The following is a 25,622-nucleotide window of genomic DNA, read 5'->3' as shown; positions in this document are numbered from 1 at the left end:
GCGGGCCTGCGCCAGATGTTAATCCCGAAGATCAGGATGTCAACAGTCGTGTTCGCCGGACTGTGCGGAACGGGCTCCCTGCCGGGAGGGATGGACGTTCCTCGTCGTCGAGCACAACATGGACATGGTCATGGGGATGTGCGACCACGTGATCGTCTTCGACCGCGGCGCCCCCATCGTCGCGGGCCCGCCGACGGTCGTGCAGAACGACCCCCGAGTGCTGGAGGCCTACCTCGGTGTCTGAGATGTCTGAGATGTCTGAGGTGTCTGGCGTGTCTGGGACGCCCGCTCCACGGGAGACCGTACTCGAACTGCGCGATGTCGAGGCCGGGTACGGCAGGGTGGCGCCGGTGCCGCGCGGGCCCTCGGTCACGGTCCGCGCGGGCGAGGTGGTCTGCCTGGTTGGGCGGAACGCCCGCCGCGCCCTGGAGATGGCCGACATCGGCCGCGTACTGGACCTGGGCCGGGTGCACATCTCGGGACCGGTGCGGGAACCGGTCGAGGACCCCCGCCTGGGATCCCTCTACCTCGGTGACAGCGCCGCCGGGAACCCGGCCGCCGCCCCAGGCGGACCCTCCGAGACGCCGGAGGGCCTTCCCGGAACTCCGAAAAGTCCTCCCGAGACGCCGGAGGGCCCGCCGGGAGCGCTGAAGGGTCTTTCCGGAACGCCGGAAAACGCGGCAAGGACGCCGGTGAGCCCGCCAGGGACGCCGAAGGGCCCGCCCGAGGCGCCGGAGGGCCCGCGCGGAACGCCGGAGGATCTTTCCGGAACGCCGAAAGGCCCGCCGGGAGCGCCGGGAGACGCGCCGGTCAAGGCCCACACCACACCGGCGTGACGTCGTCATCCCCGCCGGTCCCGTCCTCCCCGGGCAGGGCGGGCCGCCGGTGGACCGGGGCGGCCGGGGCGTGGCTCGGGCTGGGCGCCGCACCGGCGACGCTCACCATGGGGGCGGCGATGGCCGACCGCCACGGCGGGGCGGTGCCGATCGTCGCCGTCCTGCTCGGCGCCGCGCTCATGGCCGCGCTCCTGTACGGGCAGGGCATGCTGGGCCTGGGCTCGTCCCGCACCGGGGGCGGCACACTGACGGACGTCGCGCCCACCTACCTCTCCCCGGCCGCCCGCGCCGCGGTGGGCGTCCTGCTCACCCTGGCCATGATCGGCTGGAACGGCTTCAACGTCGGGCTGGGCGGCGCCTCGCTCGGCACCGTGACCTCCCTGCCGGGACCGGTGGGCGCGGTGCTGCTGGCCGCCGCCGTCCTGGCCGCCTCCTACGCCTCCGGCCGGGCAGGCAACCGGATCGCGGTCGTCACCACGCTGGCGGCGCTCGCGCTGGTCGCCGTGTGCGTGGTCAGGCTGAGCCCGCCCGTGCTGCCGGTCACCGCCGACGTCCGCGGCATCCTGCCGGACGTGGCGGTCCTGGTCGGGTACGTCGCCGTCTTCGCGCTGCGGGCACCGGACTTCAGCCACGGCCTCGCCGGGCGGCGGGACCTGCTGGTGTGCGTGGCGCTGCTCGTGGTCCCCGCGTCGCTGGCGACCCTGGCCGGTGCCGGGGTGTGGCTGCGCACCGGCTCGCCCGACGTGGTCGCGACGCTGGCGGGCACCGGCGACATCGCTGCGTTCGGCAACCTCTTCGTCACCGCGGCGGTCTTCGCCCCCAGCCTGACCACCACCTACTCCGGCGCCCTGGCGATCAGGTCGGTCATGCCGGGGCTCTCCAGGACCGCGGCCATGCTGGCCGTCGCCGTGCCCGGCACGTTGCTGGCCGTCCTCCGTTTCGACCTCTATCTCCTGCCCTGGCTCTCGGCGCTGGCCGCGGCCCTGCCCCCGCTCGTCGTCCCGATGGCCACCGAGGCCTGGCGCCGCCGCCGGGGCGGCACACCCCGGGTGATCCCCGTCTGGACGTGGGTCCCGGCCGGGGTCACGGCGACCGTCCTCGCCCTCCTCGGCGTCCCCGCCGCTCCCGTCGCGGGTCTCGCCCTCGCCCTCGCCGCCACCGCGCTCAACGCCTTCGGGCGCGGGCCGCGGGCGTTCTCCTGACGCGGTGCGCGTCCCGGGAGGTTCACGCGTGGAGGCCGTGGCCCTCCGGCGGCGGGACGGGGCGTCTCCGGGGCGCCACGCAGGCGAGGAGCATGAAGGCGCAGCAGGTGTAGAGGACCGGGTAGTAGACGAGCGCGCCGTCGACCCCGGGCGGGGCGTACGAGGACATCACCAGCCAGTACGACTGCCAGGGATGGGCGAGGTGTCCCAGGGCGGCGAGCAGCGTGGTCGCCAGCGACGGCAGCGCGAGCACCGCGATAACCCCCGCGGCCATGGCCGTCCGGCGTCCGGGACGGCGACGCAGCAGCGGGGCGGCCAGGGCGAGGGCGACGCCGAACGCGACCGTGCTGACGAGTTCGGGCGCGCGGCCCGCCTCGCCGCTCACCGCCTCCCACAGGTGCGGCAGCAGGTAGACGAACAGCAGGCCCGAGGTCACGAAGAGGGTGAGCCGCAGCTTGGCCGTGCACCGGTGGGTGAGCGTGAGGCCGACGACCGCCCCGACCACCGGGACGGCCCACGGCACCGTACCGGACAGGGCCAGCGGCGCCCCCTCCGCCGCGATCACGACCGCCGAGGTCGTCATCCACCGCAGGGTCCGCCGCGAGGAATGCCGGGACGAGTGCCGCGCCAGCGCCGACGTGGCGCGCTCCCGCACGCCGGAGCGCGCCACGTCGGCCAGATCGCGGACCGGGGTGGACGAGGTCTCCAGGAGTTCGAGGATCTCGGGCCCGTAGCGGTGCCGGAGGTCGTGCGGGTACAGCCGGAGGACGAGGGCGTGCAGCCGGCCGGTCCGGCGCTCCGGGGCGTTCATGCCGTGGCCAGGCGGCGCAGGCCGGTGTGGGCCACGGTCCGCAGGCGTTCCAGCTCCGCCCGCAGTTGCCGGCGTCCCAGGGAGGTGAGCTCGTAGGGCCGGCGGCGGGCGTCGTCGGTCTCGTGAGGTGTGATCAGCCCGAGCTCCTCCAGCCGCCGCACGGCGCCGTAGAGGGTGCCGGGTCCGGGGCGGCCGCCGGTCAGCTCGGCGATGTCGTGCTGCATGGCGTAACCGTGCTTCGGACCGTCCGCGAGGCTGATCAGCACCAGCAACGCCGGTTCGGAGAACCGGCCCAGCTCGGACAGACCCATGGCGACCTCCTGATGACTAGTACGTTTCACGTAGTATCGCAGAACGTAGTAGTCGAGACAATCGCCGCGACCGCCGGTCTTCACCGGATTCTCCGCGCCCCGACCGCCGGGCTCGCGGTCCGTGCCGGGGCTCTCGCCTCCGGTCTCCGCCGCCGGGCCGATCCAGGTGGACGCGAAAAGTGCTGATCTGGGGGACGCGGAAAGTGCGGCGGGGCTCCTTTGCGGGCACTTACGGAGGGTCGCCGGGTCGTCACCATTCGGGATGTGACACCGTGGACGTATATCTCGTGAACCGCGTGCGCCGCCTTCACCGCAGGGGACGCCGAGGCGAAGAGGAGTGATCATGTCAAAGCCGCCGCTTCCCGAGGAAGCGATCGCCATGCTGAGGAAGCCCAACCACGCCGTGATCACCACGCTCCGGCCCGACGGCCAGCCCGTGTCCACGGCCACCTGGTATCTCTGGGACGACGGCCGGATCCTGGTCAACATGGACGAGGGCCGCAAGCGGCTGGAGCACCTGCGCGACGATCCCAGGGTCTCCATCACCGTGCTCGACGAGAAGGACTGGTACACCCACGTCAGCATCGTCGGGCGCGTCGTCGAGATGCGCGAGGACAGGGACCTGGCCGACATCGACCGGCTGGCCCGCCAGTACCTCGGCAAGGAGTATCCGGATCGGAACCGCGCCCGGGTCAGCGCCTGGATCGAGATCGAGTGCTGGCACGGCTGGGGCGCGCACAAGGACAACAGCCAGCCCGGCTGACGCTCACGCCCGCCTTCTGCCCGGCCGTCGCCGGTTCGCCGGTCGCGTCTCGTCACGACCCGTGCTTGAGACCGGATCCCGACCGGCCGGGCAGGCCGTCCTCGAACCGGACGCGACCGGGGGCCGAGGAGGCGGGCTGTGCCAGGGCTGCCGGGGCTGCCGGGGCTGCCGAGGTGTCAGGTGGCGTTCGTCGCGACGTAGACGGTGTTGGCCGACTCCCCGCCCCGCAGCGGGTTGGGGAAGGTGACGACGTGCGCCCGCGAGGTCGCGAAGACCTCGGTGAGCACGGCGGTGAAGTCCGGGTCCGGCGGGTCGTCCGACCACAGCGCGAAGACGCCGCCCGGACGGAGGCGCCCGGCGAGCCCGCGCAGGCCCTCGGGGGTGTAGAGGGCGGCGTGGCTGGGGTGCAGCACGTGGCGCGGAGTGTGGTCGATGTCCACCAGGACGGCGTGGAAACGCCGGTCCGGGATCTCGGGGTCGAGGCCCGGACCGGCGGCGACCATCGCGAAGAAGTCACCGTGGACCAGGCGGCAGCGGGGGTCCGACATCAGCCGGGCGCCGACCGGCAGCAGCTCCCGCTCGTGCCACTCGATCACCTCGCCGAGCGCGTCGATCACGACGAGCGAGCGCACGCGGGAGTCTTCGAGCACGGCCTGGGCGGTGTACCCGAGCCCGAGCCCGCCCACGGCGACGTCGAGGTCCGTGCCCGGCAGCGCCGCCAGCCCGAGCCGGGCGAGCTCGATCTCGGCCACCGTGAACAGGCTCGACATGAGGAAGTCGTCGTCGAGCTTGATCTCGTAGACGTCGACGCCGAGCGAGGGCTCCCGCCGGCGCCGCAGGCTGATGGCGCCGATCGGCGTCGGACGCCAGTCGAGCTCCTCGAAACGCGCGCTCATCGCGGCCGTCCGTCCATGGCGAGGGAGGCGGCCGGGCCGATGCCCGGGTCGGCCCCGGTGGTACCGGGCCTGAATCTACCCTGGCGCAGGTGCTCCGATGGTCAGGCCAGGAGCGCGCGGGTCTCGGCGAGCAGATCGCACTGCTCGCGCCAGGCGCCTCCGGCGAAGCCCAGGACCACGTGACGGGCCCCGGCCTCGCGGTAGGCGGCCAGCCGCTCGGCCGCCCGCGCGGGACTCCCGGTGACGGGGAGCCTCGTCGCCTCCTCCAGCGGGATGCCGTACCCGGTGATGCCCGAGGCGATGGCGGCGCGGGTGGGCAGGCCGGGGGACGAGCCGAGGACGCCGGTGGCGCCGACGGCGACGACCGGCTCCGGGCGTCCGTGGGCGGCGGCGAGTTCGGCGAGCACGGTCCTTCCCGAGGCCACCGCCGCAGGGGGGACCATCGAGGGGAACCAGCCGTTCCCGTGGCGGGCCGCCCGCCGCACGGCCACCGCCGACGCGTTGCCGACCCAGATCGGCGGGGGCGTCACGGCCGGTTGGAGCCGTACCTCCGCCGGCTCGTCCACCAGCGTGACGTTCTCCCCGGCCAGCAGGCGCGGGAGGAGCTCCAGGGCGGTGTCGGTGCGCCTGCCGCGCTCTTCGTACGGCACCCCGGCCGCCGCCCACTGCCCGGCGCCGCCGCCGGACCCGACGCCCAGCACCAGCCGCCCGCCCGAGACGTGCTGCAGGCTCGCGATCTGCTTGGCCGACCACGCCAGGGCCCGGATCGCCGGGACGAACACGCTCGCCCCGATCCGGATCCGCGTCGTCGCCCCGGCCGCGACGGCCAGCGCCACGGCGCAGTCCAGCGAGGCCGCCCCGGTGGCCAGGTGGTCGCCGTGCCAGACGCCGTCCAGCCCGGCCTCCTCCGCGTGCCGGGCGGCGGTGCCCAGGTCGAGCCGCTGCTCCCGCTGTACGGCGACGGAAGGCAGGATCACTCCGATGCGCATGGAGGCCATCCTTCAACCTCAAGTCTTCTTGAGGTCAATTCGCGGCGGACGGCCGGGCGCGGGGTAACGCCTCAGGCGGCGGCGGTCTGCGGGAAGATCTGGGCGGGGTCCAGGGCGGCAGCCGCCTTGACCTGCACGCTGACCTCGTCCGCGAGGATCTCCGCCGCCCCGGCCTCGATGCCGTCGAGCGCCTTCCGCGCGATCTCGGGGGCCGGGCTCTTCCGCACGGTCGGGTCCCGCAGGAGGCCGGTGTCGGTGAAGCCCATGTGGAGGCTGGACAGCTCCACACCCTGGGCGGGAAGCGTGTCGCGCAGGCCGTTGGTCACCATCAGCAGCGCGGCCTTCGTCGACGCGTACGCGGTGTACGGCCCGTAACCGGGCGCGACGAAGAGGCCCAGGGCCGAGTTGACGTTCTGGACGTGGCCGCCGCCGTTGCCGACGATGACCGGGACGAAGGCGCGCATGAGCCGCAGCGGGCCGAAGAAGTTCACCTCGAACTCGCGGCGGACGTCGTCGAGCTCGTGGGTGAGGATGTCGTCGACGGCGAGGTCCACCCCGGCGTTGTTGATCAGGATGGTCACGTCGGAGGCCCGCCCGGCGGCCGCGGTGATCGTCTCGGGGTCGGTGACGTCCAGTCTCAGGGGCACGGCGTCCGGGGTGGAGACGGTCTCCGGGTCCCGGGCGGCGGCGTACACCTTGCGCGCGCCGCGGGCCAGGGCCTCCTCGACCAGGGCCCTGCCGACTCCGCGGTTGCCGCCGGTGACGAGCACGACGGCGTCTTGGATCTTCATGTGAGCCTCCAGGTTGGAAACCGATCGGTTTCCACGATGGTAAACCGATCGGTTTCCAACGCCAAATCGGGAGGTACCCTTCAAAGATGAGCACGTCCCTGAAGGCCACCCCCCGCGAGCGGCTGCTGCGCGCCGCGGCGGACCTCTTCTACCGGGAGGGCATCACCGCGACCGGTGTCGAGCGGCTCTGCCGGGCGGCCGGGGTCTCGAAGCGGTCGATGTACCAGCTCTTCGAGACCAAGGACGAACTGGTCACGGAGAGCCTCGCGCTGGCCGGGACGGACGCCCTCACGGACTACTTCCCCGGTGAGGCGACCGGGATGGCCCCGCGCGAGCAGATCATGTACGTCTTCGAACGGCTGGAGGCGATGGCCGGGGATCCGGCCTTCCGCGGCTGCCCGTTCGTCGGCACCGCCACCGAACTCAAGGATCCGGCCCACCCGGCGGCCCTGGTGGCCCGCGCCCACAAGCAGGAGCTGACCGACTTCTTCGCGCGGCAGGCCGCGCTCGGCGGCGCGGACGACCCGGAGACGCTGGCGGACCAGCTGACGGTGGTGTTCGACGGGCTGGCCGCCCGCGCGGTGGTGCGGGGGACCGGGGTGGGGAAGCTGGCCGTCACGACCGCGTCGGTGGTGCTGGAGGCCGGCGGGCTGCGCGCCGGTTAGGCCCGTTCGGCACCGGAAGCCGTTCGGCTACGAAGGTCGGCCGGTTACGAGGGTCGGTCGGCCACGGAGGTCGGTCGGTTACGAAGGTCGGCCGGCCACGGAGGTCGGCCGGTTACGAAGGTCGGCCGGTTACGAAGGTCGGTCGGCTGCCGAAAGCGGGGCCGGTGGTCGGTTTCCCGAACCTTCCGGATCTTTCCGGCCTCTGTGAGCCGGAGGGCAGGGCGGTTGCCGGGCGAGGGGCGCTCGCGGCGGCCGGTGGTCAGCCGCGTGCCGAGCGGCGCGGTTTGGCGGGGACGCCGTCGGGGTCGAGCTCCTCGACGAGACGGCAGGTGTCGTGCTCCGGGTCCAGGCTGTTGGCCCGGACGGCCAGTTTCCGCAGCAGCTCCCGGAACACCGCGCGGTCGGCCGGGTCCAGGGGCGCCAGCACGTGGTCCTCGGCGTGCTCCAGCCTGGCCTGCGTGTCGGTCCAGGTCGCCCTGCCCCGCTCGGTGGCGACGACGCGCTTGTTGCGCCGGTCGGCGGGATCGGGGCGGCGCTCGACCAGGCCGGCCTTCTCCAGGTCGTCGAGCAGGTAGGTCATCACCGTCTTGTCGACGCCGAGACGCTGTGCCAGCGCGCCCTGGCCGCTCGGCAGCCCCTCGACCGCGGCGACCAACACCTGGTAGCCGCGCGGGCCACCGGGAAGGTGGCTGACCAACGTGTTCGCGGTCCTGACGTAGGAGCGGAAGACCACTCCGAGCGTCCAGCCCAGGTCGGTGTCCAGGGCGTCCGGGGTCTCGGCGCCGGAACGTGAGGTTGCGGGCATACCACGAGATTACCAGGATCAACGGTCATCAAGACCTTCTGTTTGACAATTCATCTGCTTTGCATACGATCTGTCGTGCCGCACCATCGCGGTGTCGCGCGTCCAGGCACCTCGGGTGTCCCCGGGCACCCGGGGGCCGGAGCCGGGATCCGGAGTCCGGGATCCGGGGGGACGCGTGCCGCGCGGCCGAGATGACGCACCGAGGAGAGACATGGCCGACTACGGGCACGAGCTGCTGTTCGGGACCTTCCTGACCCCAAGGGCCGACCAGGCCGAGAGGGTCGTCGCGCTCGCCCGGCTCTCCGAGCAGGCCGGTCTGGACCTGGTGACCGTGCAGGACCATCCGTACCAGGCACGGTTCCTGGACACGTGGACGCTGCTGTCGGTCATCGCGGGCGTCACCTCGACGGTGCGGGTGTCGCCGAACGTGGCGAACCTGCCCCTGCGCCCGCCCGCGGTGCTCGCCCGCAGCGTCGCGACCCTCGACATCCTCAGCGGGGGCCGCGTCGAGCTCGGGCTCGGCGCGGGCGCCTTCCGGGACGGCATCGCCGCCGTCGGCGGCCCCCGGCTGACCGCCGCCGAGGGGGTCGACGCGCTGGAGGAGGGCATCCAGGTCATCCGGGCGATGTGGGCGGAGGACGGCGGAACCGTACGGGTGGACGGGCGTCACCACCGCGTCTGGGGGGCGCACGCGGGCCCGGCGCCCGCCCACGACGTCGGCATCTGGCTGGGGGCCTACAAGAGGCGCATGCTCGACATGACCGGCAGGCTCGCGGACGGCTGGCTGCCCAGCCACGCCTACGCCGCGCTGGACGCCCTCCCGGCCATGAACGCGGTCATCGACGAGGCCGCCCTCAGTGCGGGGCGCTCACCCGCCGACGTCCGGCGCCTGTACAACATCGGCGGCACCTTCACCGGTTCCGGCCGGGGCTTCCTGCAGGGGCCTGCGGGCGTCTGGGCCGAGCAGCTCGCCGAGCTCACTTTGGAACAGGGGATGAGCGCCTACATCCTCGCGAGCGACGACCCCGACGACATCCGGCGTTTCGCGGCCGAGGTCGTCCCCGGCGTACGCGAGCTCGTGGACGCCGCGCGCGCCGCTTCGAACGCGACCGCCGTGGAGGACCGGTCCCGGGCGGTCGAGGTGGGCGCGGGGGAGCGAAACACGTCACCGGCCACCACGCCGACCGCTTCATCGGTCACCTCACCGGCTGACTCATCGGCCACCCCGTCGGCCACCCCGTCGGCCACCCCGTCGGCCACTGCGCCGACCGGCTCACCGGCGGCCTCGTCGGCCACCGCTCCGGTCACCGGCGCGCCCGTCCGTGCCGGGGGCGGGGTCCCGGCACTGGGGTTCCTGCCGACCCCGGACGACGGCACCCGGCTCGCCGACGTCCAGGTCTGGGACGAGAGCACCCGTCCCACCGGCCCGGCCCCCGACCCGGCCCGCACCTACAGCCCCAGGGAGCGGGCGGCCGGACGTCATCTCGTCGACGTCCACGACCACCTCCGCCAGGAGTTGGCCGAGGTACGGCGGCTCGTCGAGGAGGTCACCTCCGGAGCCATGGACCCCGGCCTCGCGCGCTCGCACATCAACACGATGACGATGCGCCAGAACAACTGGACGGTCGGCGTGTACTGCGAGTCCTACTGCCGGGTCGTCACGACCCACCACACCATCGAGGACCAGACCCTCTTCCCGCATCTGCGCCGCGCGGACCCCAGGCTGGCGCCCGTCGTCGACCGCCTGGAGCAGGAGCACCACGCCATCCACGAGGTCCTCGAGGGCGTCGACCGGGCGCTGGTCGCCTTCGTCGCGGAACCCGACGGCCACAAGGCCCTGCGGGCCGCGATGGACCTGCTCACCGACACGCTCCTGTCGCACCTGTCCTACGAGGAGAGGGAACTCGTCGAGCCGCTCGCCCGGCTCGGTCTCCACTGAGCCGTCCGGCCGGGGTGTCCGGTGAGGGAGGGCCGATACCGAGGCGTCCGGTCGGGACGACCGGATCGAGGCGTCCCGGCCGGGGCGGCCGGTGCCGAGGACTCCGGCCGGGGATTCCGGTCGGGACCCGACCGAAGTGTCAGGCCGGGGCCTTCCTGACCGGCCTCCGGTCGAGGCGGCGCCGACCGTGGTCCCGGTCCCGGCTCCGGCTTCGGCTCCGGTCAGGAAGGCGACGTTCTCAGGAGACCTCGGCGACCAGGCGCCTGCGGAAGACCCAGTACGACCAGGCCTGGTAGCCGAGCACGAACGGCAGGGCGATCAGGCCGATCCAGGTCAGCACCCCCAGGGTGTACGGGCCCGAGGCGGCCTCGGTGACGGTGAGGCCGGGGAACGGGGCGGGCCACAGGGCGCCGAACAGGGCGGCGGAGCCCAGCGCGATGGACGAGGCCGTGGCGGCGAACGCCCAGCCGTCCCGGCCGCGCCAGGTCAGCGCGACCCCGGCGGCCAGGGCGGCCATCGCGGCGAGCGCGCCCGCCCACAGCCACGGGGCCGCCGACCAGGCGCCGGCCACCGTACCCGCGACGGGGATGTGCGACAGGGCCGCCACCGCGGCGGGCAGTGCCACCGCGGAGGCGATCAGCGCGGCGCGCCGGGCGCGGGAGCGCACCGGGCCGGTGGTCTTGAGGGCGACGAACACCGCCCCGTGCAGCACGCACACCGAGAGCGAGAACACCCCGCCGACCAGGGCGGCCGTCGCGCTGTTCCGCAGCAGGTCGGCGAAGACGGCGCCCCACAGGAACGCGGGCAGGGCGCTGCCGACCAGCACGCCCAGGTCGCACCAGGCGCGGTCGGAGGCGTGCCGGACCTTGCCGCGCCACTCCAGGCCGACGCCGCGCACTATCAGCCCGACGAGGACCAGCACGATCGGCAGGTAGAACTCGCTGAGCAGCCCGGCGTACCAGGCGGGGAAGGCGGCGAACATGGCGCCGACCGCGGTGATCAGCCAGACCTCGTTGCCGTCCCAGACCGGGCCGATCGTGCCCAGGACCTGCTTGCGTTCGGCCTCGTTCCCGGCCAGTGCCGGTGCCAGCATGCCCACGCCGAAGTCGAAGCCCTCCAGCACGAAGTAGCCGGTCCACAGGAACGCGATGACCGCGAACCAGAAGGTGGTGAGTTCCATCGTCGTCGCCTTCAGTACATGAGGGTCGGCTGGAGCCGGGCGTCCGCGCTCTCGTCGTCGCGGGAGGGCGGCGTGCGGGGAGCGGCGGGGGCGGCGGGCTCGGGGCCCGCCTTGACGTGGCGGGTGAGCAGGATCGCCTCGGCCAGCGCGAGCGCGCCGTACAGCGCTGTGAAGACCGCGAGCGAGACGGCCACCTCGGCCAGGCTGACGCCCGGGGAGACGCTCGCGGCCGTGAGCAGCTCGCCTTGGACGGTCCACGGCTGGCGGCCGATCTCGCTGAGCAGCCAGCCCGAGATGATCGCGATGGTCGGCAGCGGCAGCGCGAGCACGCAGATCCTGGCGAACCAGGCGGGGACCTCACGCGGGGTACGAGGGACGCCGCGGCGGCGGCGGGTCAGCCAGAGGCCGAGCATCGCCAGGCCCACCGTGGACAGGCCGAAGACGATCATCACGCGGAAGGACCAGAAGACCACCGGGAGGTTGGGGAGGTAGTCACCGGGGCCGAAGCGCTCCGCGTACCGCGCCTGAAGGTCCTCGGTGCCCTGGACGACGGCGTTCGGGTCGTGGGTGGACAGGAGACTGAGCAGCTTGGGCACCTCCAGCCCGGGGACGGGGGAGAACGGCGCTCCTGCGGTGTCGTGCCGGAGCCCCTCGGCCGCGGCGAGCTTCATGGGCTGCTGCTCGTACAGCAGCCTGGCCGACATGTCGCCGCTGCCCGCGACCAGGGCCCCGGCGATCGCCGTCATCAGCAGCGCGGCCCGCATCGGGGTCCGCCAGATGCTCGCCGCGCCGGTGCCGCCGGTCCTGCCGGTCCTGCCGGTCCCGCCGGCACCGGCGCGGCGTTCACGCAGTTCGCGCAGGAGGTGGTAGCCGCAGACCGCCAGCACGAAGCCGCCCGCCACGACGAAGGCTCCCGCGATCACGTGGGGCACCTGGGCGAGCGCGGTGGAGTTGGTGAGCACCGCCCACAGGTCCGTCATCCTCGCCTTGCCGTCGACCACCTCGTACCCGACCGGGTGCTTCATCCAGGCGTTGGCGGCGAGGATGAAGTACGCCGACAGGTTGGACCCGATGACCGCGGCCCAGATGGTGGCGAGGTGGACGCGCTTGGGAAGCCTGTCCCAGCCGAAGATCCACAGGCCGATGAAGGTCGACTCCAGGAAGAACGCGAGCAGTGCCTCCAGCGCCAGCGGGGCGCCGAAGACGTCACCCACGAAGATCGAGTATTCGCTCCAGTTCATGCCGAACTGGAACTCCTGCACGATGCCGGTCACCACGCCCATCGCGAAGTTGATCAGGAAGAGCTTCCCGAAGAACTTCGTGAGCCGCAGGTAGTGCTCCTTTCCCGTACGGTGCCACGCGGTCTGCAGCCCGGCGACGAAGACGCCGAGCCCGATCGTCAGGGGTACGAACAGGAAGTGGTACACGGTGGTCACCCCGAACTGCCACCGGGCCAGGTCTAGCGCGTCCATCGTCCCCTCGCGTTCCCTTCGCGGGCCTTGGGCCGCCGGGCTTCGGGCTCGGGAGCCGGTGGCTCGCGAGCCCTGAGCTCTACGGCTTGTAGTTCTACTTCTAGTAGTACTACGGCTTGTAGAGCAATGGGCGGGAGAGGCGCCGCGAGCTACTGCGATCTTCGTCACATGGCCCGGTGGAGACCGCACTTCTCCGCCGGACCGAGATCGGCTTCGTTGGCCCGCGGCGCCGGCTCTCCCGTGCGCCACCGGGGTTTCCCTCCCCGGACGCCCCTCTCCGCAGGGATGTCCGGGAAGGGGCGTCCGGGGAAGGGATGTCCGCCCTGTCGTGCGGGACGACCCCCGTGCCCGCCTCCCCCGGGGCGTGACTCCATGGTGGGCCGGGCGCCCCGGGGTAGGCGTCCGCCTCCGGGGTGATTTCCGGGTACGCCGGGCGGCGGACCCGCCTCCCTCCCGTGATCGGCCGGGTCAAGCCAGTGCAAACGGCTCGCAAGCGCTCGGTAAGGAGCGATACGGGAACCTGCAAGCCCCTCCCCATACAAATGAGTCACTCCAGGGGGAAATCGGCACAGGCCGGTTCGGGGAGACAAGGGGAGAAATCATGATCAAGAAAATCGCCACCGGCCTGCTGGCCACGGCCGCCCTCGGCGCGATCGCGCTCGCCGCGCCCGCCACCGCGTACGCCGCGACCGCCGCGACCACGGCGGCCCCGGCGGCGGCCACCGCCGCGACCGGCTACGACTACGACTACAGCGAGAACTGGGGCCCGTACCTCTCCTCCAACCACCGGGCCAAGAGCCACGGCTGGATCGGGGTCGAGTGGGACGACCAGCAGAAGTGGAACCGGGTCGACGTCAAGGGCAAGCTCTACGACCTCGACCACCGCACGTACAAGCAGGGCGGCAAGTGCGCCTATGTGAAGTTCGCGGTCCACCACTTCGGCGACGGCGGCAACCAGTGGTACGACGGCAAGTCCTACACGTACTGCGGTGCCGGGGGCGCCAAGCACTTCGCCTTCAGCAAGCACAAGGTCGACAGCGTCCGCGTCAAGGTCTGCCAGATCGGCCAGCACAGCTCCTACCCCACCCGGTGCGGCGACTGGGAGTACCTCTACACCGCCGAGAGTGAGTGATCACATATATCCCGGACGGCCCGCCCCCCGCGCAGGGAGCGGGCCGTCCGCCGTTCCGGCCCGGGGCCTCCGCGGCGGCCGGGCGAGCGGTCCACCGCGCCGGTACGACGGGCGGGCAGCGGTCCACCGCGCCGGTGCGGCGGGCGGGCGGTGGTTCACCGCGCCGGTACGACGGGCGGGCAGCGGTTCACCGCGCCGGTGCGGCGGGCGGCAGAGGCGGGAACGGTGGAAGCGGCGGAATCGGCGGGAGCGGCGGGAGGGCCCACGCCTGCCTGATCTGCTGCAGGGTCGATCTGGTCAGCGTGCCGGTCGCGCCGATCTCGCGCTGTGCCCGGGCCAGGGCCGAGAAGGAGCCGGGGAACCCGGGGTCGGACGCCTCGACGACCATCTCCCTGGACAGGTCCGCCGAGAAGATCCTCGACAGGGTGTCCATGTGGTAGGCGCGGTTGGCGAGCGTCGTCCCCAGCCTCGCGCCGTCCGCGGTCACGGCGGCGTGCCGGGTGACGCGGTCGCCGAGCTCGCTCAGCCCGCCGTGCGCGTGGACCAGGTCCGCGTGGAACAACCGGAGGAGCTCTTCCGGCGCCTCCGCGCCGGTGCCGGCGCTGCCGGCGATCCGGGCCAGTTCGCGGTCGATCAGGGCCGCGGTTATCTCGGCCAGCGAAAGAGGCCGGTCCGGCGTGACGAGCGCGACCGCCGCCCGCGCCGTACGGAGCAGATCGCGCGGGATGCCGCCGGACAGGCAGTAGAACAGCGCCGAGAACGGCGCGGGCAGGCCGATGACCCTGGTGTCGAGCAGTTTCACGGCGGTGGGGTGGTCCAGCGGCTCGACCCGGACGACCTCGTCGATGGCGCTGTCGAAGGCGTCGCGCCGGCCCGCCGGCGCGAGATCCGCCTCCCTGAGCGCCTCGTCGGAGACCGACAGCACGAACAGGCAGTGCGGCACGTCGAAGACGGCCTTGAGCTCGTTGAGGAAGTCGCGCGCGCCGGTCGCGGGCACGATCCGGTCGAGTTCGTCGATGCCGACCACCAGGCGGCGTCCGGGCCTGGCGCCGTCGAGCTCCTTCGCCACCAGTTCGAGGAAGTCCGTCAGCGCCTGGACGATCTCCGGGTAGGTGAGCGGCTGGCGCGAGTGACCCGTCCCGCGCTTGACCGACAGCCCCCAGCCGCCCCAGCCCGCGTTCGCGGTCGCCTCGGCCGACCGCGTCTGCAGGTAGCGGATCTGCCGCAGGTTCCTCGCGGCCTCGTTCGACGCCTTGAGGCCGGCGTCCATCACGCGCACGCAGAGTTTGGCGAACAGGTGCAGCATGAACTCGCGCCGGTCGTAGAGGACCGGCGCCGTCACCTCGACACTCAGCTTGGTCGCCGCGCCCCGGGCGGCTCCGTCGCCCTCCGCGCAGAACGTCCTCAGCAGCTCGGTCTTGCCCACCCCGCGTGGTCCGGACAGCGCGATGCTCCCGCCGTCCATTCCGTCGCTGATCATGATCAGCCTGGTTTCCGCGGAGGTCGGCACGTGGTAGTCCAGCGCCCGTATCCGGCGCAGGCCCGGAGCGGTTCCGATGTCGAGCGTCGTGGCGTACCGGCGCGCGACCCGCGTGCCGATCCGGGTGCTGATCTGCGCGCGCATGAAGCCCAGCAGGCTCTCGTGGAGCGCCTCCCGCCACGCGCTCTCCAGCCGGGCGGCCTGCTCCCTGTCCCCGCCGGGAACGGCGTACCCGGGCACGAGCTCCACGAACCGGGGGAACCGCTCCCTCCTCAACGCCAGGAGTGCCGCGGCGTAGACGGCCAGGACACCGAGGAACACCCACCCCGCCCAGCCGTAGGAGTCACCCGGCCCCTGCAGACGCTGGTAGGTGAGCTGCCAGGCGAGTGCCTGGGAGGAGAAAGCGAGGTCCAGGGCCACGATCACCGCCAGGGTCCAGCCCGTCACCGTCACCGTCACCGTCGTGCGCCGCTCCTCGGCCGACGGGTTCCCCACGCGTACGGCGGGTGACAGGAGCCAGAACAGCGATCGGGTGACGAAGGCCACGAACGCGCCGAGGACGACGAGTCCCAGGACGAGGACGAACCCGGTGCTCACGACGGAGCTCAGGGAAAGGGGGCGGCGTTCGGTGAGGGCCGTCGTGAGCTCGGCGCTCCAGCCGCCCAGAACGCACGTCGCCAGTGTGACGAGCACGGCCGCTCCCCACGCGACGCGGTGCAGGATCCAGGTCAGGCGCGGGGTGCCCCGCCCGGCCCGCTCCCGGGTGGTGGCCCCGGGGTGGTCCTCCTCCGCGGCGATGGCCCGGCGGTACTCCTCCTCCGCGCTCCTGACCTGCCCCAGGATGGACGCCCGCTCGTCCATCGCGGCCTCACGCAGTTCGCCGGCCGACGGCACGTCGGCGTCGTTCGTGCTCGCGGTCAGCTCCGGCTCGTCCAGAACGCCGGCCAGAACCTCCGTGAAGACCTTTTCCCGCTCGTTGTCCGTCAATCTCCAGCGCCTTCCGTGCCGGGGCTTCGCCACAGAATGGCCCGGTATCGCGCCGGCCGCCAGGGAGATCCACGAAAACGCGCGAGAACCGGACGGGCCGGTCATCGCGTCAGCGGGCCGCCGCCTTCAGGTACGCGTCGAGGTTGCCGATCTCGAACCCCCGGCGCTTGATCTTCGCGACGAGGATCCTGAAGTCGCGGGCGAGGTTCGGGCGGAAGTGCAGCAGCAGGATGTCGCCGGGGCGGAGCTTCTTGTCGGGCACCTGGTAGGCGATCTTCCCGCCCGGCTGCACGGTCGCGGTCCAGAGCAGGAGCGCGTCGATGCCGCAGGCCTTGGCGGCCCTGCGGGTCAGGGTGTTGTGGTTGCCGAACGGCGGGCGGAACAGGGTGGGCGCGGTGCCGGTGTGCCTGCGGATCAGCCTGGAGACGCCGCAGATCTCGGTCTTCTGCCCCTCGTAGCCGAGCATCGGCAGGTTGGGGTGGGTGAGCGTGTGGTTCTCGATCGTCGCCCCCGCGTCGCGCAGGTCGCGCACGTACCTCCACTTGCCCGCGCCCAGGAACCTGCCGCCCTGGGCGGTCGGGTCGGCCGTGCCCCTGGCCTCCACGGCGTCGCGGGTGACGAAGGCCGCCACCGGGATCCGCCGGTCGCGGACCTGGGCCACGAAGCCGGGGTCCTGCTCCCAGCCGTCGTCGATGGTGAGGAAGACAACCTTCCGTTCGGTGGGAATGGAACTGATCACCGGAGGCAGGCCGTCGCCGGGCCGGGGGAACCTGCCCACCTCGCCCGGCCTGGGCGTCGCCCCGGGAGGCCCGGACGGTCCCGCCGCCCGGTCGCCCGCGCCGGAGGGGGCCTTCGACGCCCGGGAGGCGCCCGGCGCGGGGGTGGCGCCGTCACCGGTTCCGCTGTCGAGGCTTGTGGCACACCCGGCGCTCACCGCCAGAGCCGTCGCCGCCGCCGTCCTGATCGTCCAATATGTCCCCGATGCCATGGGCGACCATCCTGCCAGCAGCCGGGACCCCGACATAGCGGGCCTGGAAGGGGGCTGGAGGCCGGCTCCAGCGGCTATCTCGTGATCGTCCAGGAATCGTGGTGTCTGCAGGGGTAGGGCCAGCACTACTACAAGCTGGGGTGTGAGCGGGGGTTTGGGATTACGGCGGTCACGGAATCCTGGGATGGTCGGCTTGCTTGGTTGACGTCGATCTGTGGCGCTACCGGCTGACGAGATCATGTCGAGTGATCCGGCCCATCTGAGGAGAACCGTGACCAACTCCACCGCGATCGATGACGCGGATCGCTCCGCCGTCCCAGAAAACACCGTTCAGGGAGACGGGCAGCGGGGCAGTGATTTCGCCCGCCTGTCGCGCCGGATCGCCCAGGCGGGGCTGCTCGACCGGCGCCCCGGCTACTACGCCGCGCGGCTCGGCCTGGTCGCGGCGGCCTTCGTCGGTGGCTGGGCCGCCTTCTTCGCCCTCGGCGACTCGTGGTACCAGCTGCTGGTGGCGGTCTTCCTCGCGGTGGTGTTCGCCCAGATCGGGCTGGTCGCCCACGACCTGGCCCATCGCCAGGTCTTCCGCTCCCGCCGCTCCAGCGAGATCGCCGGGCTGGTGGCCGGAAACGTCGCCATCGGGATGAGCTACGGCTGGTGGATGGACAAGCACACCCGCCACCACGCCAATCCCAACCACGAGGACCACGACCCCGACGTCAACCCCGACTTCCTGCTCTGGTCGCGCGAGCAGGCCGCGGAGAGCAAGGGGCTGCCCAGGTTCGTGGGCCGCTGGCAGGCGTTCCTGTTCTTCCCGCTGCTCACGTTCGAGGGGTTCAACCTCCACGTGTCCAGCGTCCGGGCCCTGATGCGCCCGACGATGAAGAACCGGGCCGTGGAGGCGTCGCTGCTGGTCGTGCACGCCGTCCTGTACGTGGGCGCGCTGTTCGCGGTGCTGTCGCCGGGCAAGGCCGTGGTCTTCCTCCTCGTGCACCAGGCGATCTTCGGCGTCTACCTGGGCTGCACCTTCGCCCCCAACCACAAGGGCATGCCGATGCTCAGGGGCGAGGACAAGCTCGACTTCCTCCGGCGCCAGGTGCTGACCTCGCGCAACGTGCGCGGCGGGGTGTTCCTGGACGTCGTGCTCGGCGGGCTCAACTACCAGATCGAGCACCACCTCTTCCCGAGCATGCCGATGCCCAACCTGCGCCGCGCCCAGCCGATCGTCCGGGCGTACTGCGAGGAGATCGGGGTCGACTACCTGGAGTCCGGGGTCGTCAGCTCGTACGCGCAGGCGTTGCGTCACCTGCACGACGTGGGCGCGCCGCTGCGGTCCGGAAGCGCCGTGGCCGGCTGATCCGTGCCGGTCTCTCGCGCCGGGTCTCTCGCGCCGGGCCGGTTCCTCACGCCGGGCCGTGTCTCTTGCGCCGGGCCGGTCTCTCGCGCCGGGGCTCTTGCGCCGGACCGGTCCGGTGCGAGGTGCCGGGGCAGCACTGACAAGGGTGGGTCCGGGCGGCGGGCAGATGTTGCTGTTATCCGTCCGCCCGGCGATTGCCTAGGGTGCTTGGTGTGAAGCTCGCAGGCAGTGCCGTGCTCGGCATCGACAGAGATCGTGTGTGGTCAGCGCTCCAGAACCCGGCCGTGCTCGTACGCACGATCCCCGGGTGCGAGCGCCTGGAGGAGACGGGGCCGGACACCTACCGGATGACCGTCACCGCCGGGGTGGCCTCCATCAAGGGCGTCTACCAGGGCGAGGTCGCCCTGTCGGAGCCCGAGGCGCCGGAACGGTTCGTGCTCAGAGCGCGAGGCCAGGGCGCCCCCGGCACCGTGGACGCCACCGTGGAGATCCGCCTCAGCGAGGTCGAGGGCGGCACCCGGATCGACTACGACGCCGAGGCCGTGATCGGCGGCATGATCGGCGGGGTCGGCCAGCGCATGCTGGGCTCGGTCGCGAGGAAGACCGCGGGGGAGTTCTTCTCCGCCGTGGAGAGCCACCTCGCCTCCGGGGAGGTCCCCGTTTCTTCGGTTTCTCCCGTTTCTCCGGTTCCGGTGCCCGTGCCCGCTGCCACTTCCGCCGTGGTCGCCTCGGCGGGAGCTCCGGTCGCGGCCGGTCAGGCCGGTTCCGCCCAGGCCGGGTCCGCGCACGTCTTCGAGCGCCCGGCCGGGCGGCCCAGGTCCGGGGTCCCCGCCTGGTCGCTGCTCGCCGCGTTCGGGATGGGCGCGGGCGTCGCGCTCGGCAGCGCGGTGATCGGCTGGCTGCTCGGCCGTACCGGCAGGGGCGGGAGGCACTGACCGCGCTTCCCGGCGGGACGGTGCTCTCCGACGGGGCGGCGCTCTCCAACGAGACGGCGCTCTCCGGCAGGGACGGTGCTCTCCGACGGGACGGGGCTCTCTGACGAGACAGTGCTCTCCGGCAGGGACGGTGCTCTCTGACAGGAAGATGCTCTCTGAACAGTGCGGTGCTCTCCGGCAGGGACGGTGGGAATTCGGCAGGGGGCGCCGACCGCGTTCCGTGGCGGGCCAGTGATGGGACCGTGACGGGCCTGTGGCGGGTTCGAGGTGGGGAGCGGTGGCCGTGACCGCCGGTTCGGGGGGCTGATCACGCCTCGGTGAAGAACCGGCGGTGTTCGGGTCAAGCGGCCCGCGTGCTTGACCGGTGAAAAGTGTGCCTCCCGGCATTTTGGGATACGTCGGCCACGACGGGTGCCCGGGGGGACATGGAGCCGCTGCTGATCCTGCACGCCGTGGCGGCGGTGCTCGCCCCGGCTCTGGTGCGCCGCTTCGGCCGGGACGCGTTCTTCGTGCTCGCCGTACCGCCCGCCTGCGGGTTCGCCTACACGGTCCGGATCGCCCTGGCCGGTGTCCCCGTCGAGTCGCACCACGACTGGGCGCCCGCCCTCGGCCTGGGGCTGTCCTTCCGCGCCGACGCGCCGGCCGTGCTCATGATGGCGCTGGTCACCGGTGTGGGCGCGCTGGTCGTGCTGTACTGCTCGCGCTACTTCGCCGCCACCGCCGAGGGGCTCGGCCGGTTCGCCGGGGTGCTCGTGGCCTTCGCCGGGGCGATGCTCGGCCTGGTGGTCGCCGACGACCTCCTGCTGCTGTACGTGTTCTGGGAGCTGACCACGGTCTTCTCCTACCTGCTGATCGGCCACGATCCCGCGAGCAGGACCGGCCGCAGGGCCGCGATGCAGGCGCTGACCGTCACCGCCTTCGGCGGGCTGGCGATGCTGGGCGGCATGGTCGTGCTCGGCGAGGCCGCCGGGACGTACCGTGTCTCGCGGATCGTCGCTGACCCGCCGTCCGGGGGCCTGGTCCCGGTGGCGGTGGCGCTGGTCCTGGCCGGCGCGCTGTCGAAGTCGGCGATCTTCCCGTTCAGCATGTGGCTGCCCGCCGCGATGGCCGCGCCGACGCCGGTCTCGGCCTACCTGCACGCCGCGGCGATGGTGAAGGCGGGCGTCTACCTGCTCGCCCGCCTGGGCCCGGCCTTCGGGGACCTCGCCGCGTGGCGCTGGACGGCCGTACCCCTCGGCCTGCTCACCATGCTGCTCGGCGCCTGGCGGGCACTGCGCGAGCACGACCTCAAGAGGCTGCTCGCCTACGGCACGGTGAGCCAGCTGGGGTTCCTGACCGTGCTGTTCGGCGCGGCCACCCGCGACACCGCGCTCGCCGGGGCCGGGATGCTGCTCGCGCACGCGCTGTTCAAGGCGTCGCTCTTCCTGGTCGTCGGCGTCGTCGACCGCTCCACCGGGACCCGCGACCTGCGCGAGCTGAGCGGCCTGCGGCGCTCGGCGCCGTGGTTGTGCGCGACCGCCGCCGGGGCCGCCGCCTCGATGGCGGGCCTCCCGCCGTTCCTGGGGTTCGCCGGCAAGGAGGCCGCCTTCGAGTCGCTGCTGACCGGGCGGCCCGCCGACACGGTGGTCCTCGCGGGCGTCGTCCTCGGCTCCGCGCTCACCGCCGCGTACAGCGCGCGTTTCCTGTGGGGCGCCTTCGGCGACAAGCTCGGAAAGGAGCCGGGGCCGGGGCTGGAGAGGGTGCCGGTGCCGGAGCCGGTGTCGGTGCTGGAGAGGGTGTCGATGCCGGAGCCGGTGCCGGTGCGCCGTACCGGCGCCGCGACGTTCCTGCCGCCCGCGCTGCTGTCGGCGTTCGGGCTCGCCGCGGCCCCGCTCGCCGGGCGGTACGGCGCGGCGATGGAGGGCTACACCGGCACCTTCCCCGGTCCCGGCCACGGCACCCACCTCGCGCTGTGGAGCGGCGCACCGGTGCCGCTGCTGCTGTCGGCCGTCGCGCTGGCGGGGGGCGCGCTGCTCTTCTGGGTCGGGGAACCGCTGGCACGGGCGGGGACGGCGCTGCACGTGGCCGACTCCGGCCGGGTCTACTGGGCGCTGGTACGCGGGCTGGGCCGTTTCTCCCTGCAGCTCACCGGCGTCGTCCAGCGCGGCTCGCTGCCCGACTACCTCATGATCGCGTTCGTGTCCCTGGCGGGGGTCGCGGCCTTCTCGCTGCTGTACGGGCCCCCGCCCGGCCTCCGCCCGGACGTGGTGCTCTGGGAACGCGTCGAGCAGCCCGTCATCGGCGTGCTCCTGATGGCCACGGCCGCCGTCGCGCTCAGGGTGCGCTCGCACGTCGTGCTGGTGCTGGTGGCGGGTCTGACCGGGTACGGCACGGCGCTGCTGTTCCTCGTGCACGGCTCTCCCGACCTGGCCCTGACCCAGTTCCTGGTCGAGACGCTGAGCATGGTCGTGTTCGTGCTGGTGCTGCGCAGGCTTCCCCTCGGTCCCCGGGAGGACCGGCCCCGGGTGCCGTTCGGCGCGCGGCTCGTCCTCGGTGTCGTGAGCGGCGCGGTGGCGGCCGGGGCGGGGGTGCTCGCGATGAACGCGCGGCAGGCGACGCCGGTCGGCACGCTGATGGCCCCGGCCGCGAGGGAGGCCGGGGCCGCCAACGTCGTCAGCGCGATCCTGGTCGACATCAGGGCCTGGGACACCATGGGGGAGACCTCCGTGCTCGTCGTCCTCACCCTCGGCATGACCGGCCTGGTCTTCCTGCGCAGCCGGTCGTACGCGCTGCGGGTCCCCCGGGGCGGGACCCGCGACGACTCCCGGACGTACTGGCTCGCGGCCACCCTGCCCCCCGGGCAGCGGGCGGTCGTCTTCGAGCTCGTGGCCCGGCTGACCTTCCACACGGTGATGGTGGTCTCGGTCTTCCTGCTGTTCACCGGGCACGGCGCGGTGGGCGGGGGGTTCGCCGGGGGCATGGTCGCCGGTCTCGCGCTGGTCATGCGCTATCTCGCCGGAGGCCGGTACGAGCTGGCCGCCGCGGCGCCGGTCACCGCCGGGGTGCTGATCGGCCTGGGGTTGCTGCTGTGCACGGTCACCGCGTTCTGGGGGCTGCTGGCCGGTGCCGGGCCGCTGGACATGCTCGCCTTCGGCCCGCGCCTCCCGCTGGTCGGGGACCTGCACCTGTCGACCGTGCTGCTGTTCGACGTCGGGGTCTACGTCACGGTGGTCGGCATGGTGCAGGACGTCCTGCGCGGCCTGGGCGCCGAGCTGGACCGGCGGATCGACGAGGGGGAGGACCGGTGACCGCCCCGCTGCTGCCCCTGCTGGTGGCCGGCACGCTCGTGGCCACCGGGGTCACGCTGCTGCTGGAGAGGAGCCTGGTCCGGTTGCTCGCCGGGGTCATCCTGCTCGGCAACGGGGTGAACCTGCTGATCCTCACCGCGGGCGGGCCGCCGGGAAGGCCGCCGATCCTGGGCACGGCCGACCCGGAGCGGATGGCCGACCCGCTGCCGCAGGCCATGGTGCTCACCGCCATCGTCATCACACTGGGCGTCACCGCCTTCCTGCTCGCCATGGTCCACCGTTCCTGGCAGCTCACCGGGGCCGACGAGGTGCAGGACGACACCGAGGACCGCTGGGTGCGGCTGCGGGCCAGGCGCGGCGAGCTCGGCCAGGACGTGCTCGAACGCCGGGAGGCGTACCGGCGGCTGGTCGGGGAGCAGCGCGCCGAGCTCGCCCGCCTGCAGGAGGCCCGCCACGAGCGGGAGCGCCGGGAGGCCGCCGAACTGGAGCGGCGGATCCTCGACGTCAACGTCGACCTGGGCCGCTGGCTGCAGGAGCACAAGGACGAGGGACTGTCCGCCGAACAGCTCGCCGAGCGGTTCGCCGAGGCACGGCGCGCGGAGGAGGTCTCCAAGGAGGAGCGGCGGGAGCGCGTACGGGAGATACGCGCCGAGTTCGCCCGCAGGGAGCGAGAGCAGGCCGCGCGGGAGCGCGAGATCCGCGGGCGGCTGCACGCCCGCCGCCGCGACGCCCTCCGGCAGATGCGCGCCGCGATCCGCGCCGACCGGGCCCGGCAGGCGAGGGCGCAGGGCGACACCGACCTGGAGGGGGAGGACTGATGCGGGTGCGGGATCGCGTCCCGCGCGGAGCGGGTGCGGGAGGGGGGTCCGTGCGGGGCTGTGAGGGGCCGGGGGGAGGGACGACCGTGGGAAAAGGCGAGGTTCCGGGGGGCGTGCGGTTCTTGAAAGGTGCGCGGGTTTCGAGGGGTGGGCGGTTCGCGAAGGGCGCGCGGGTTCCGGGGAGCGGGGGGTTCGCGAGAGGTGGGCAGGCTTCGGGGGGCGGCCGGTTCGTGAGGAGCGCGCAGGTTTCGGGGAGCGGGGTGTTCGCGAGGTTCGCGCAGGTTTCGGGGTTCGCGGGGTTTGCGGGGGGCCTGCAGGTTTCGAGGGGCGGGCAGGTCGTGGGCGGCCGGGGGAGGGGGTGACGGTGGAGGCGCTGATTCCGGTGCCCGTGGTGCTGCCGCTGCTGGCCGCCGGGCTCAAGCTGGCCATCGGCCGGAGGCTGGTGCGGCTCCAGGCGCTCATCAGCGTGGGCACGCTCGCGGTGGTACTGCTCGTGTCGCTGCTCCTGCTGCCCGCCGCCGACCGGGAGGGACCGCTGGTGGCCCACGCCGGAGGCTGGGGCGCGCCGATCGGCATCGCCCTCGTCGCCGACAGGCTCTCCACGCTGATGCTGGCGGTCTCCTCCGCGGTGACGCTCTGCGTGATGGTCTACTCGCTGGCCCAGTCCCGTGCCGACCAGGAGCACAGGGCGCCGCTGTCGATCTTCCATCCGGCTTATCTGATCATGGTCGCCGGGGTGTCGGACGCCTTCCTCTCCGGCGACCTGTTCAACCTCTTCGTCGGGTTCGAGATGCTGCTCGGCGGCTCGTACGTGCTGCTGACCTTCGGCGGGACCGAGGCCCGCATCCGGGCGGGCGCCACCTACACTGTGGTGGGACTGGCGTCGTCGCTGCTGTTCCTCGTCGCGATCGCGGTCGCCTACGCCGCGACCGGCACCGTGTCGATGGCGCAGCTGGCCGAGCGGTTCTCGGTGCTGCCCCAGCACATCAGGCTGCTGGTCGAGCTGACGCTGCTGCTGGTCTTCGTGGTCAAGGCCGCGATCTTCCCGATGTCGGCGTGGCTGCCCGACTCGTACCCGACCGCGCCCGCCCCCGCGACGGCGCTCTTCGCGGGGCTGCTCACCAAGGTCGGCATCTACTCGATCATCCGGCTGGAGGCGCTGCTGTTCCCCGGCGGCCCGGTGAGCGGCCTGCTGATGTGGGCGGCGCTGCTGACCATGCTGATCGGGGTGTTCGGGGCGGTGGCGCAGACCGACATCAAGCGCATGCTCTCCTTCACCCTGGTCAGCCACATCGGCTACATGGTGTTCGGGGTCGCGCTGTTCACCGTCGCGGGCATGGCGGGGGCCGTCTTCTACGTCGCCCACCACATCACCGTGCAGACGAGCCTGTTCCTGGTGACCGGCATGATCGAGCGCCGTACCGGCACCACCTCCCTGAACCGGCTCGGCGGCCTCGCGGGGGCCGCCCCCGCGATCGCGGTGCTCTTCTTCGTGCCCGCGATGAACCTGGCGGGGATACCGCCGATGTCCGGTTTCCTGGGCAAGCTCGGGCTGATCCAGGCGGGGGTCGCGGACGGCCGTCCGATGGCCCTCACTCTGGTCGCGGGAGGGCTGCTGACCAGCCTGCTCACCCTGTACGCGGTGGCCACGACCTGGAGCAGGGCCTTCTGGGGGGCACCGGCCTCGCCTTCCCCGGAAACGGCCGCGGAGGGGGGAGTCGCGCGGGTGAGGAGCGGGGACGACGAGGTGAGTACGGGAGGGGTGGGGGGCACCGGGAGGATCACCGGCGGGGCCGTCGTCACCGCGGTCGCCATGCCGGCGCCGATGCTCGCCGCCACGGCGGCGCTGGTGGTGCTGGCCCTGTCGTACACCGTGCTGGCCGGGCCGCTGTCCGCCCTGGCCGAACGGGCCGCGGGCGAACTGCTGGCCCGCGAGCCGTACGTCTCCGCGGTGCTCGGCGGTGAGCGGTGAGGGGGCCGG

The 25,622-nt window shown here is 72.9% G+C and carries 22 protein-coding genes; 12 read left to right on the top strand and 10 right to left on the bottom strand.

Annotated features, from left to right (window positions below; translation table 11 throughout):
- The first annotated feature begins 118 nt into the window (after nucleotides 1–118).
- The 3 genes from ABT053_RS19390 to ABT053_RS19380 are packed head-to-tail and all read left to right on the top strand — an operon-like array spanning nucleotide 119 to nucleotide 2,038.
- Nucleotides 119–244 carry an ABC transporter ATP-binding protein C-terminal domain-containing protein gene (locus ABT053_RS19390; RefSeq protein ID WP_350970470.1) on the top strand — a complete coding sequence of 42 codons (126 nt, stop codon included), beginning with the start codon at nucleotides 119–121 and terminating at the stop codon, nucleotides 242–244.
- Nucleotides 245–272: 28 nt separating this feature from the next.
- The gene (locus tag ABT053_RS19385; protein ID WP_350970469.1) at nucleotides 273–836 is read left to right on the top strand and encodes a hypothetical protein; all 564 of its coding nucleotides are present in this window, start codon (nucleotides 273–275) and stop codon (nucleotides 834–836) included.
- Nucleotides 833–2,038: a purine-cytosine permease family protein gene (locus ABT053_RS19380; protein ID WP_350970468.1), complete on the top strand. Its 1,206-nt coding sequence runs from the start codon at nucleotides 833–835 to the stop codon at nucleotides 2,036–2,038. The genes ABT053_RS19385 and ABT053_RS19380 overlap by 4 nt, the downstream gene beginning before the upstream one ends.
- 22 nt (nucleotides 2,039–2,060) lie before the next feature.
- Here the strand turns inward: ABT053_RS19380 and ABT053_RS19375 are convergent, their stop codons facing one another.
- Complete coding sequence (locus ABT053_RS19375) at nucleotides 2,061–2,849, bottom strand: hypothetical protein (protein WP_350970467.1); 789 nt, start codon at nucleotides 2,847–2,849, stop codon at nucleotides 2,061–2,063.
- Entirely contained in the window at nucleotides 2,846–3,160 is a 315-nt protein-coding gene (locus ABT053_RS19370; protein ID WP_350970466.1) for a PadR family transcriptional regulator, read from the bottom strand. The genes ABT053_RS19375 and ABT053_RS19370 overlap by 4 nt, the downstream gene beginning before the upstream one ends.
- A gap of 343 nt (nucleotides 3,161–3,503) precedes the next feature.
- Here ABT053_RS19370 and ABT053_RS19365 point away from each other — a divergent pair, with 343 nt between their 5' ends.
- On the top strand, nucleotides 3,504–3,923 hold the full coding sequence (locus ABT053_RS19365) for a PPOX class F420-dependent oxidoreductase (RefSeq protein WP_350970465.1): 420 nt from the start codon (nucleotides 3,504–3,506) through the stop codon (nucleotides 3,921–3,923).
- Nucleotides 3,924–4,099: 176 nt separating this feature from the next.
- On the opposite strand, the gene ABT053_RS19360 is transcribed toward ABT053_RS19365, so the two are convergent.
- The 3 genes from ABT053_RS19360 to ABT053_RS19350 form a co-directional block, all read right to left on the bottom strand.
- Nucleotides 4,100–4,819, bottom strand: a complete 720-nt coding sequence (locus ABT053_RS19360) for a spermidine synthase (protein ID WP_350970464.1) — start codon at nucleotides 4,817–4,819, stop codon at nucleotides 4,100–4,102.
- 101 nt (nucleotides 4,820–4,920) lie between these two features.
- Complete coding sequence (locus tag ABT053_RS19355) at nucleotides 4,921–5,808, bottom strand: LLM class flavin-dependent oxidoreductase (RefSeq protein ID WP_350970463.1); 888 nt, start codon at nucleotides 5,806–5,808, stop codon at nucleotides 4,921–4,923.
- Nucleotides 5,809–5,879: 71 nt separating this feature from the next.
- Complete coding sequence (locus ABT053_RS19350; protein WP_350970462.1) at nucleotides 5,880–6,599, bottom strand: SDR family oxidoreductase; 720 nt, start codon at nucleotides 6,597–6,599, stop codon at nucleotides 5,880–5,882.
- Between the two features lie 86 nt (nucleotides 6,600–6,685).
- On the opposite strand from ABT053_RS19350, the gene ABT053_RS19345 reads away from it, so the two are divergent.
- Complete coding sequence (locus ABT053_RS19345) at nucleotides 6,686–7,264, top strand: TetR/AcrR family transcriptional regulator (RefSeq protein WP_350970461.1); 579 nt, start codon at nucleotides 6,686–6,688, stop codon at nucleotides 7,262–7,264.
- Between the two features lie 259 nt (nucleotides 7,265–7,523).
- On the opposite strand, the gene ABT053_RS19340 is transcribed toward ABT053_RS19345, so the two are convergent.
- Nucleotides 7,524–8,069, bottom strand: a complete 546-nt coding sequence (locus tag ABT053_RS19340; protein WP_350970460.1) for a MarR family winged helix-turn-helix transcriptional regulator — start codon at nucleotides 8,067–8,069, stop codon at nucleotides 7,524–7,526.
- 211 nt (nucleotides 8,070–8,280) lie between these two features.
- Here ABT053_RS19340 and ABT053_RS19335 point away from each other — a divergent pair, with 211 nt between their 5' ends.
- Nucleotides 8,281–10,008 carry an LLM class flavin-dependent oxidoreductase gene (locus tag ABT053_RS19335; protein WP_350970459.1) on the top strand — a complete coding sequence of 576 codons (1,728 nt, stop codon included), beginning with the start codon at nucleotides 8,281–8,283 and terminating at the stop codon, nucleotides 10,006–10,008.
- Between the two features lie 238 nt (nucleotides 10,009–10,246).
- Here the strand turns inward: ABT053_RS19335 and cydB are convergent, their stop codons facing one another.
- Both cydB and ABT053_RS19325 read right to left on the bottom strand, forming a co-directional pair.
- Complete coding sequence (gene cydB, locus ABT053_RS19330; RefSeq protein ID WP_350970458.1) at nucleotides 10,247–11,188, bottom strand: cytochrome d ubiquinol oxidase subunit II; 942 nt, start codon at nucleotides 11,186–11,188, stop codon at nucleotides 10,247–10,249.
- A gap of 11 nt (nucleotides 11,189–11,199) precedes the next feature.
- A complete protein-coding gene (locus ABT053_RS19325) occupies nucleotides 11,200–12,660 on the bottom strand; it encodes a cytochrome ubiquinol oxidase subunit I (RefSeq protein ID WP_350970457.1) in 1,461 nt (486 codons plus the stop codon).
- A 601-nt stretch (nucleotides 12,661–13,261) separates the two neighbouring features.
- On the opposite strand from ABT053_RS19325, the gene ABT053_RS19320 reads away from it, so the two are divergent.
- Entirely contained in the window at nucleotides 13,262–13,792 is a 531-nt protein-coding gene (locus ABT053_RS19320) for a hypothetical protein (protein WP_350970456.1), read from the top strand.
- A gap of 187 nt (nucleotides 13,793–13,979) precedes the next feature.
- Here ABT053_RS19320 and ABT053_RS19315 read toward each other — a convergent pair whose 3' ends face one another.
- Together ABT053_RS19315 and ABT053_RS19310 are read right to left on the bottom strand one after the other, a co-directional pair.
- Nucleotides 13,980–16,259 carry a P-loop NTPase fold protein gene (locus ABT053_RS19315; RefSeq protein WP_350970455.1) on the bottom strand — a complete coding sequence of 760 codons (2,280 nt, stop codon included), beginning with the start codon at nucleotides 16,257–16,259 and terminating at the stop codon, nucleotides 13,980–13,982.
- Between the two features lie 109 nt (nucleotides 16,260–16,368).
- Nucleotides 16,369–17,247 carry a polysaccharide deacetylase family protein gene (locus ABT053_RS19310; protein WP_350970454.1) on the bottom strand — a complete coding sequence of 293 codons (879 nt, stop codon included), beginning with the start codon at nucleotides 17,245–17,247 and terminating at the stop codon, nucleotides 16,369–16,371.
- Between the two features lie 271 nt (nucleotides 17,248–17,518).
- Here ABT053_RS19310 and ABT053_RS19305 point away from each other — a divergent pair, with 271 nt between their 5' ends.
- The 5 genes from ABT053_RS19305 to ABT053_RS19285 all read left to right on the top strand — a co-directional run bounded on the left by ABT053_RS19305 (nucleotide 17,519) and on the right by ABT053_RS19285 (nucleotide 25,613).
- Nucleotides 17,519–18,601 carry a fatty acid desaturase family protein gene (locus ABT053_RS19305; protein WP_350970453.1) on the top strand — a complete coding sequence of 361 codons (1,083 nt, stop codon included), beginning with the start codon at nucleotides 17,519–17,521 and terminating at the stop codon, nucleotides 18,599–18,601.
- Nucleotides 18,602–18,813: 212 nt separating this feature from the next.
- Nucleotides 18,814–19,536 (top strand): SRPBCC family protein, encoded by a 723-nt coding sequence (locus ABT053_RS19300; protein ID WP_350970452.1) that lies wholly within the window; start codon nucleotides 18,814–18,816, stop codon nucleotides 19,534–19,536.
- Nucleotides 19,537–19,961: 425 nt separating this feature from the next.
- On the top strand, nucleotides 19,962–22,823 hold the full coding sequence (locus tag ABT053_RS19295; protein WP_350970451.1) for a Na+/H+ antiporter subunit A: 2,862 nt from the start codon (nucleotides 19,962–19,964) through the stop codon (nucleotides 22,821–22,823).
- Nucleotides 22,820–23,641 (top strand): Na(+)/H(+) antiporter subunit C, encoded by an 822-nt coding sequence (locus ABT053_RS19290; RefSeq protein ID WP_350970450.1) that lies wholly within the window; start codon nucleotides 22,820–22,822, stop codon nucleotides 23,639–23,641. The genes ABT053_RS19295 and ABT053_RS19290 overlap by 4 nt, the downstream gene beginning before the upstream one ends.
- Nucleotides 23,642–24,005: 364 nt before the next feature.
- Nucleotides 24,006–25,613: a Na+/H+ antiporter subunit D gene (locus ABT053_RS19285; RefSeq protein WP_350970449.1), complete on the top strand. Its 1,608-nt coding sequence runs from the start codon at nucleotides 24,006–24,008 to the stop codon at nucleotides 25,611–25,613.
- Nucleotides 25,614–25,622: the final 9 nt, after the last annotated feature.

Source organism: Streptosporangium sp. NPDC002524 (assembly GCF_040295985.1).
In the GTDB taxonomy this organism is placed as follows: domain Bacteria; phylum Actinomycetota; class Actinomycetes; order Streptosporangiales; family Streptosporangiaceae; genus Streptosporangium.
The sequence above is the reverse complement of the archived record's forward strand: the minus strand, read 5'-3'. Positions and strand labels throughout refer to the sequence as shown.

What these genes read in the sequence shown, in the direction of transcription:
- ABT053_RS19350 (WP_350970462.1), bottom strand. Translation starts at nt 6,599, where the DNA reads ATGAAGATCCAAGACGCCGTCGTGCTCGTCACCGGCGGCAACCGCGGA.
- ABT053_RS19355 (WP_350970463.1), bottom strand. Translation starts at nt 5,808, where the DNA reads ATGCGCATCGGAGTGATCCTGCCTTCCGTCGCCGTACAGCGGGAGCAG.
- ABT053_RS19375 (WP_350970467.1), bottom strand. Translation starts at nt 2,849, where the DNA reads ATGAACGCCCCGGAGCGCCGGACCGGCCGGCTGCACGCCCTCGTCCTC.
- ABT053_RS19360 (WP_350970464.1), bottom strand. Translation starts at nt 4,819, where the DNA reads ATGAGCGCGCGTTTCGAGGAGCTCGACTGGCGTCCGACGCCGATCGGC.
- ABT053_RS19365 (WP_350970465.1), top strand. Translation starts at nt 3,504, where the DNA reads ATGTCAAAGCCGCCGCTTCCCGAGGAAGCGATCGCCATGCTGAGGAAG.
- ABT053_RS19340 (WP_350970460.1), bottom strand. Translation starts at nt 8,069, where the DNA reads ATGCCCGCAACCTCACGTTCCGGCGCCGAGACCCCGGACGCCCTGGAC.
- cydB (WP_350970458.1), bottom strand. Translation starts at nt 11,188, where the DNA reads ATGGAACTCACCACCTTCTGGTTCGCGGTCATCGCGTTCCTGTGGACC.
- ABT053_RS19310 (WP_350970454.1), bottom strand. Translation starts at nt 17,247, where the DNA reads ATGGCATCGGGGACATATTGGACGATCAGGACGGCGGCGGCGACGGCT.
- ABT053_RS19335 (WP_350970459.1), top strand. Translation starts at nt 8,281, where the DNA reads ATGGCCGACTACGGGCACGAGCTGCTGTTCGGGACCTTCCTGACCCCA.
- ABT053_RS19345 (WP_350970461.1), top strand. Translation starts at nt 6,686, where the DNA reads ATGAGCACGTCCCTGAAGGCCACCCCCCGCGAGCGGCTGCTGCGCGCC.
- ABT053_RS19320 (WP_350970456.1), top strand. Translation starts at nt 13,262, where the DNA reads ATGATCAAGAAAATCGCCACCGGCCTGCTGGCCACGGCCGCCCTCGGC.
- ABT053_RS19295 (WP_350970451.1), top strand. Translation starts at nt 19,962, where the DNA reads ATGGAGCCGCTGCTGATCCTGCACGCCGTGGCGGCGGTGCTCGCCCCG.
- ABT053_RS19325 (WP_350970457.1), bottom strand. Translation starts at nt 12,660, where the DNA reads ATGGACGCGCTAGACCTGGCCCGGTGGCAGTTCGGGGTGACCACCGTG.
- ABT053_RS19370 (WP_350970466.1), bottom strand. Translation starts at nt 3,160, where the DNA reads ATGGGTCTGTCCGAGCTGGGCCGGTTCTCCGAACCGGCGTTGCTGGTG.
- ABT053_RS19390 (WP_350970470.1), top strand. Translation starts at nt 119, where the DNA reads ATGGACATGGTCATGGGGATGTGCGACCACGTGATCGTCTTCGACCGC.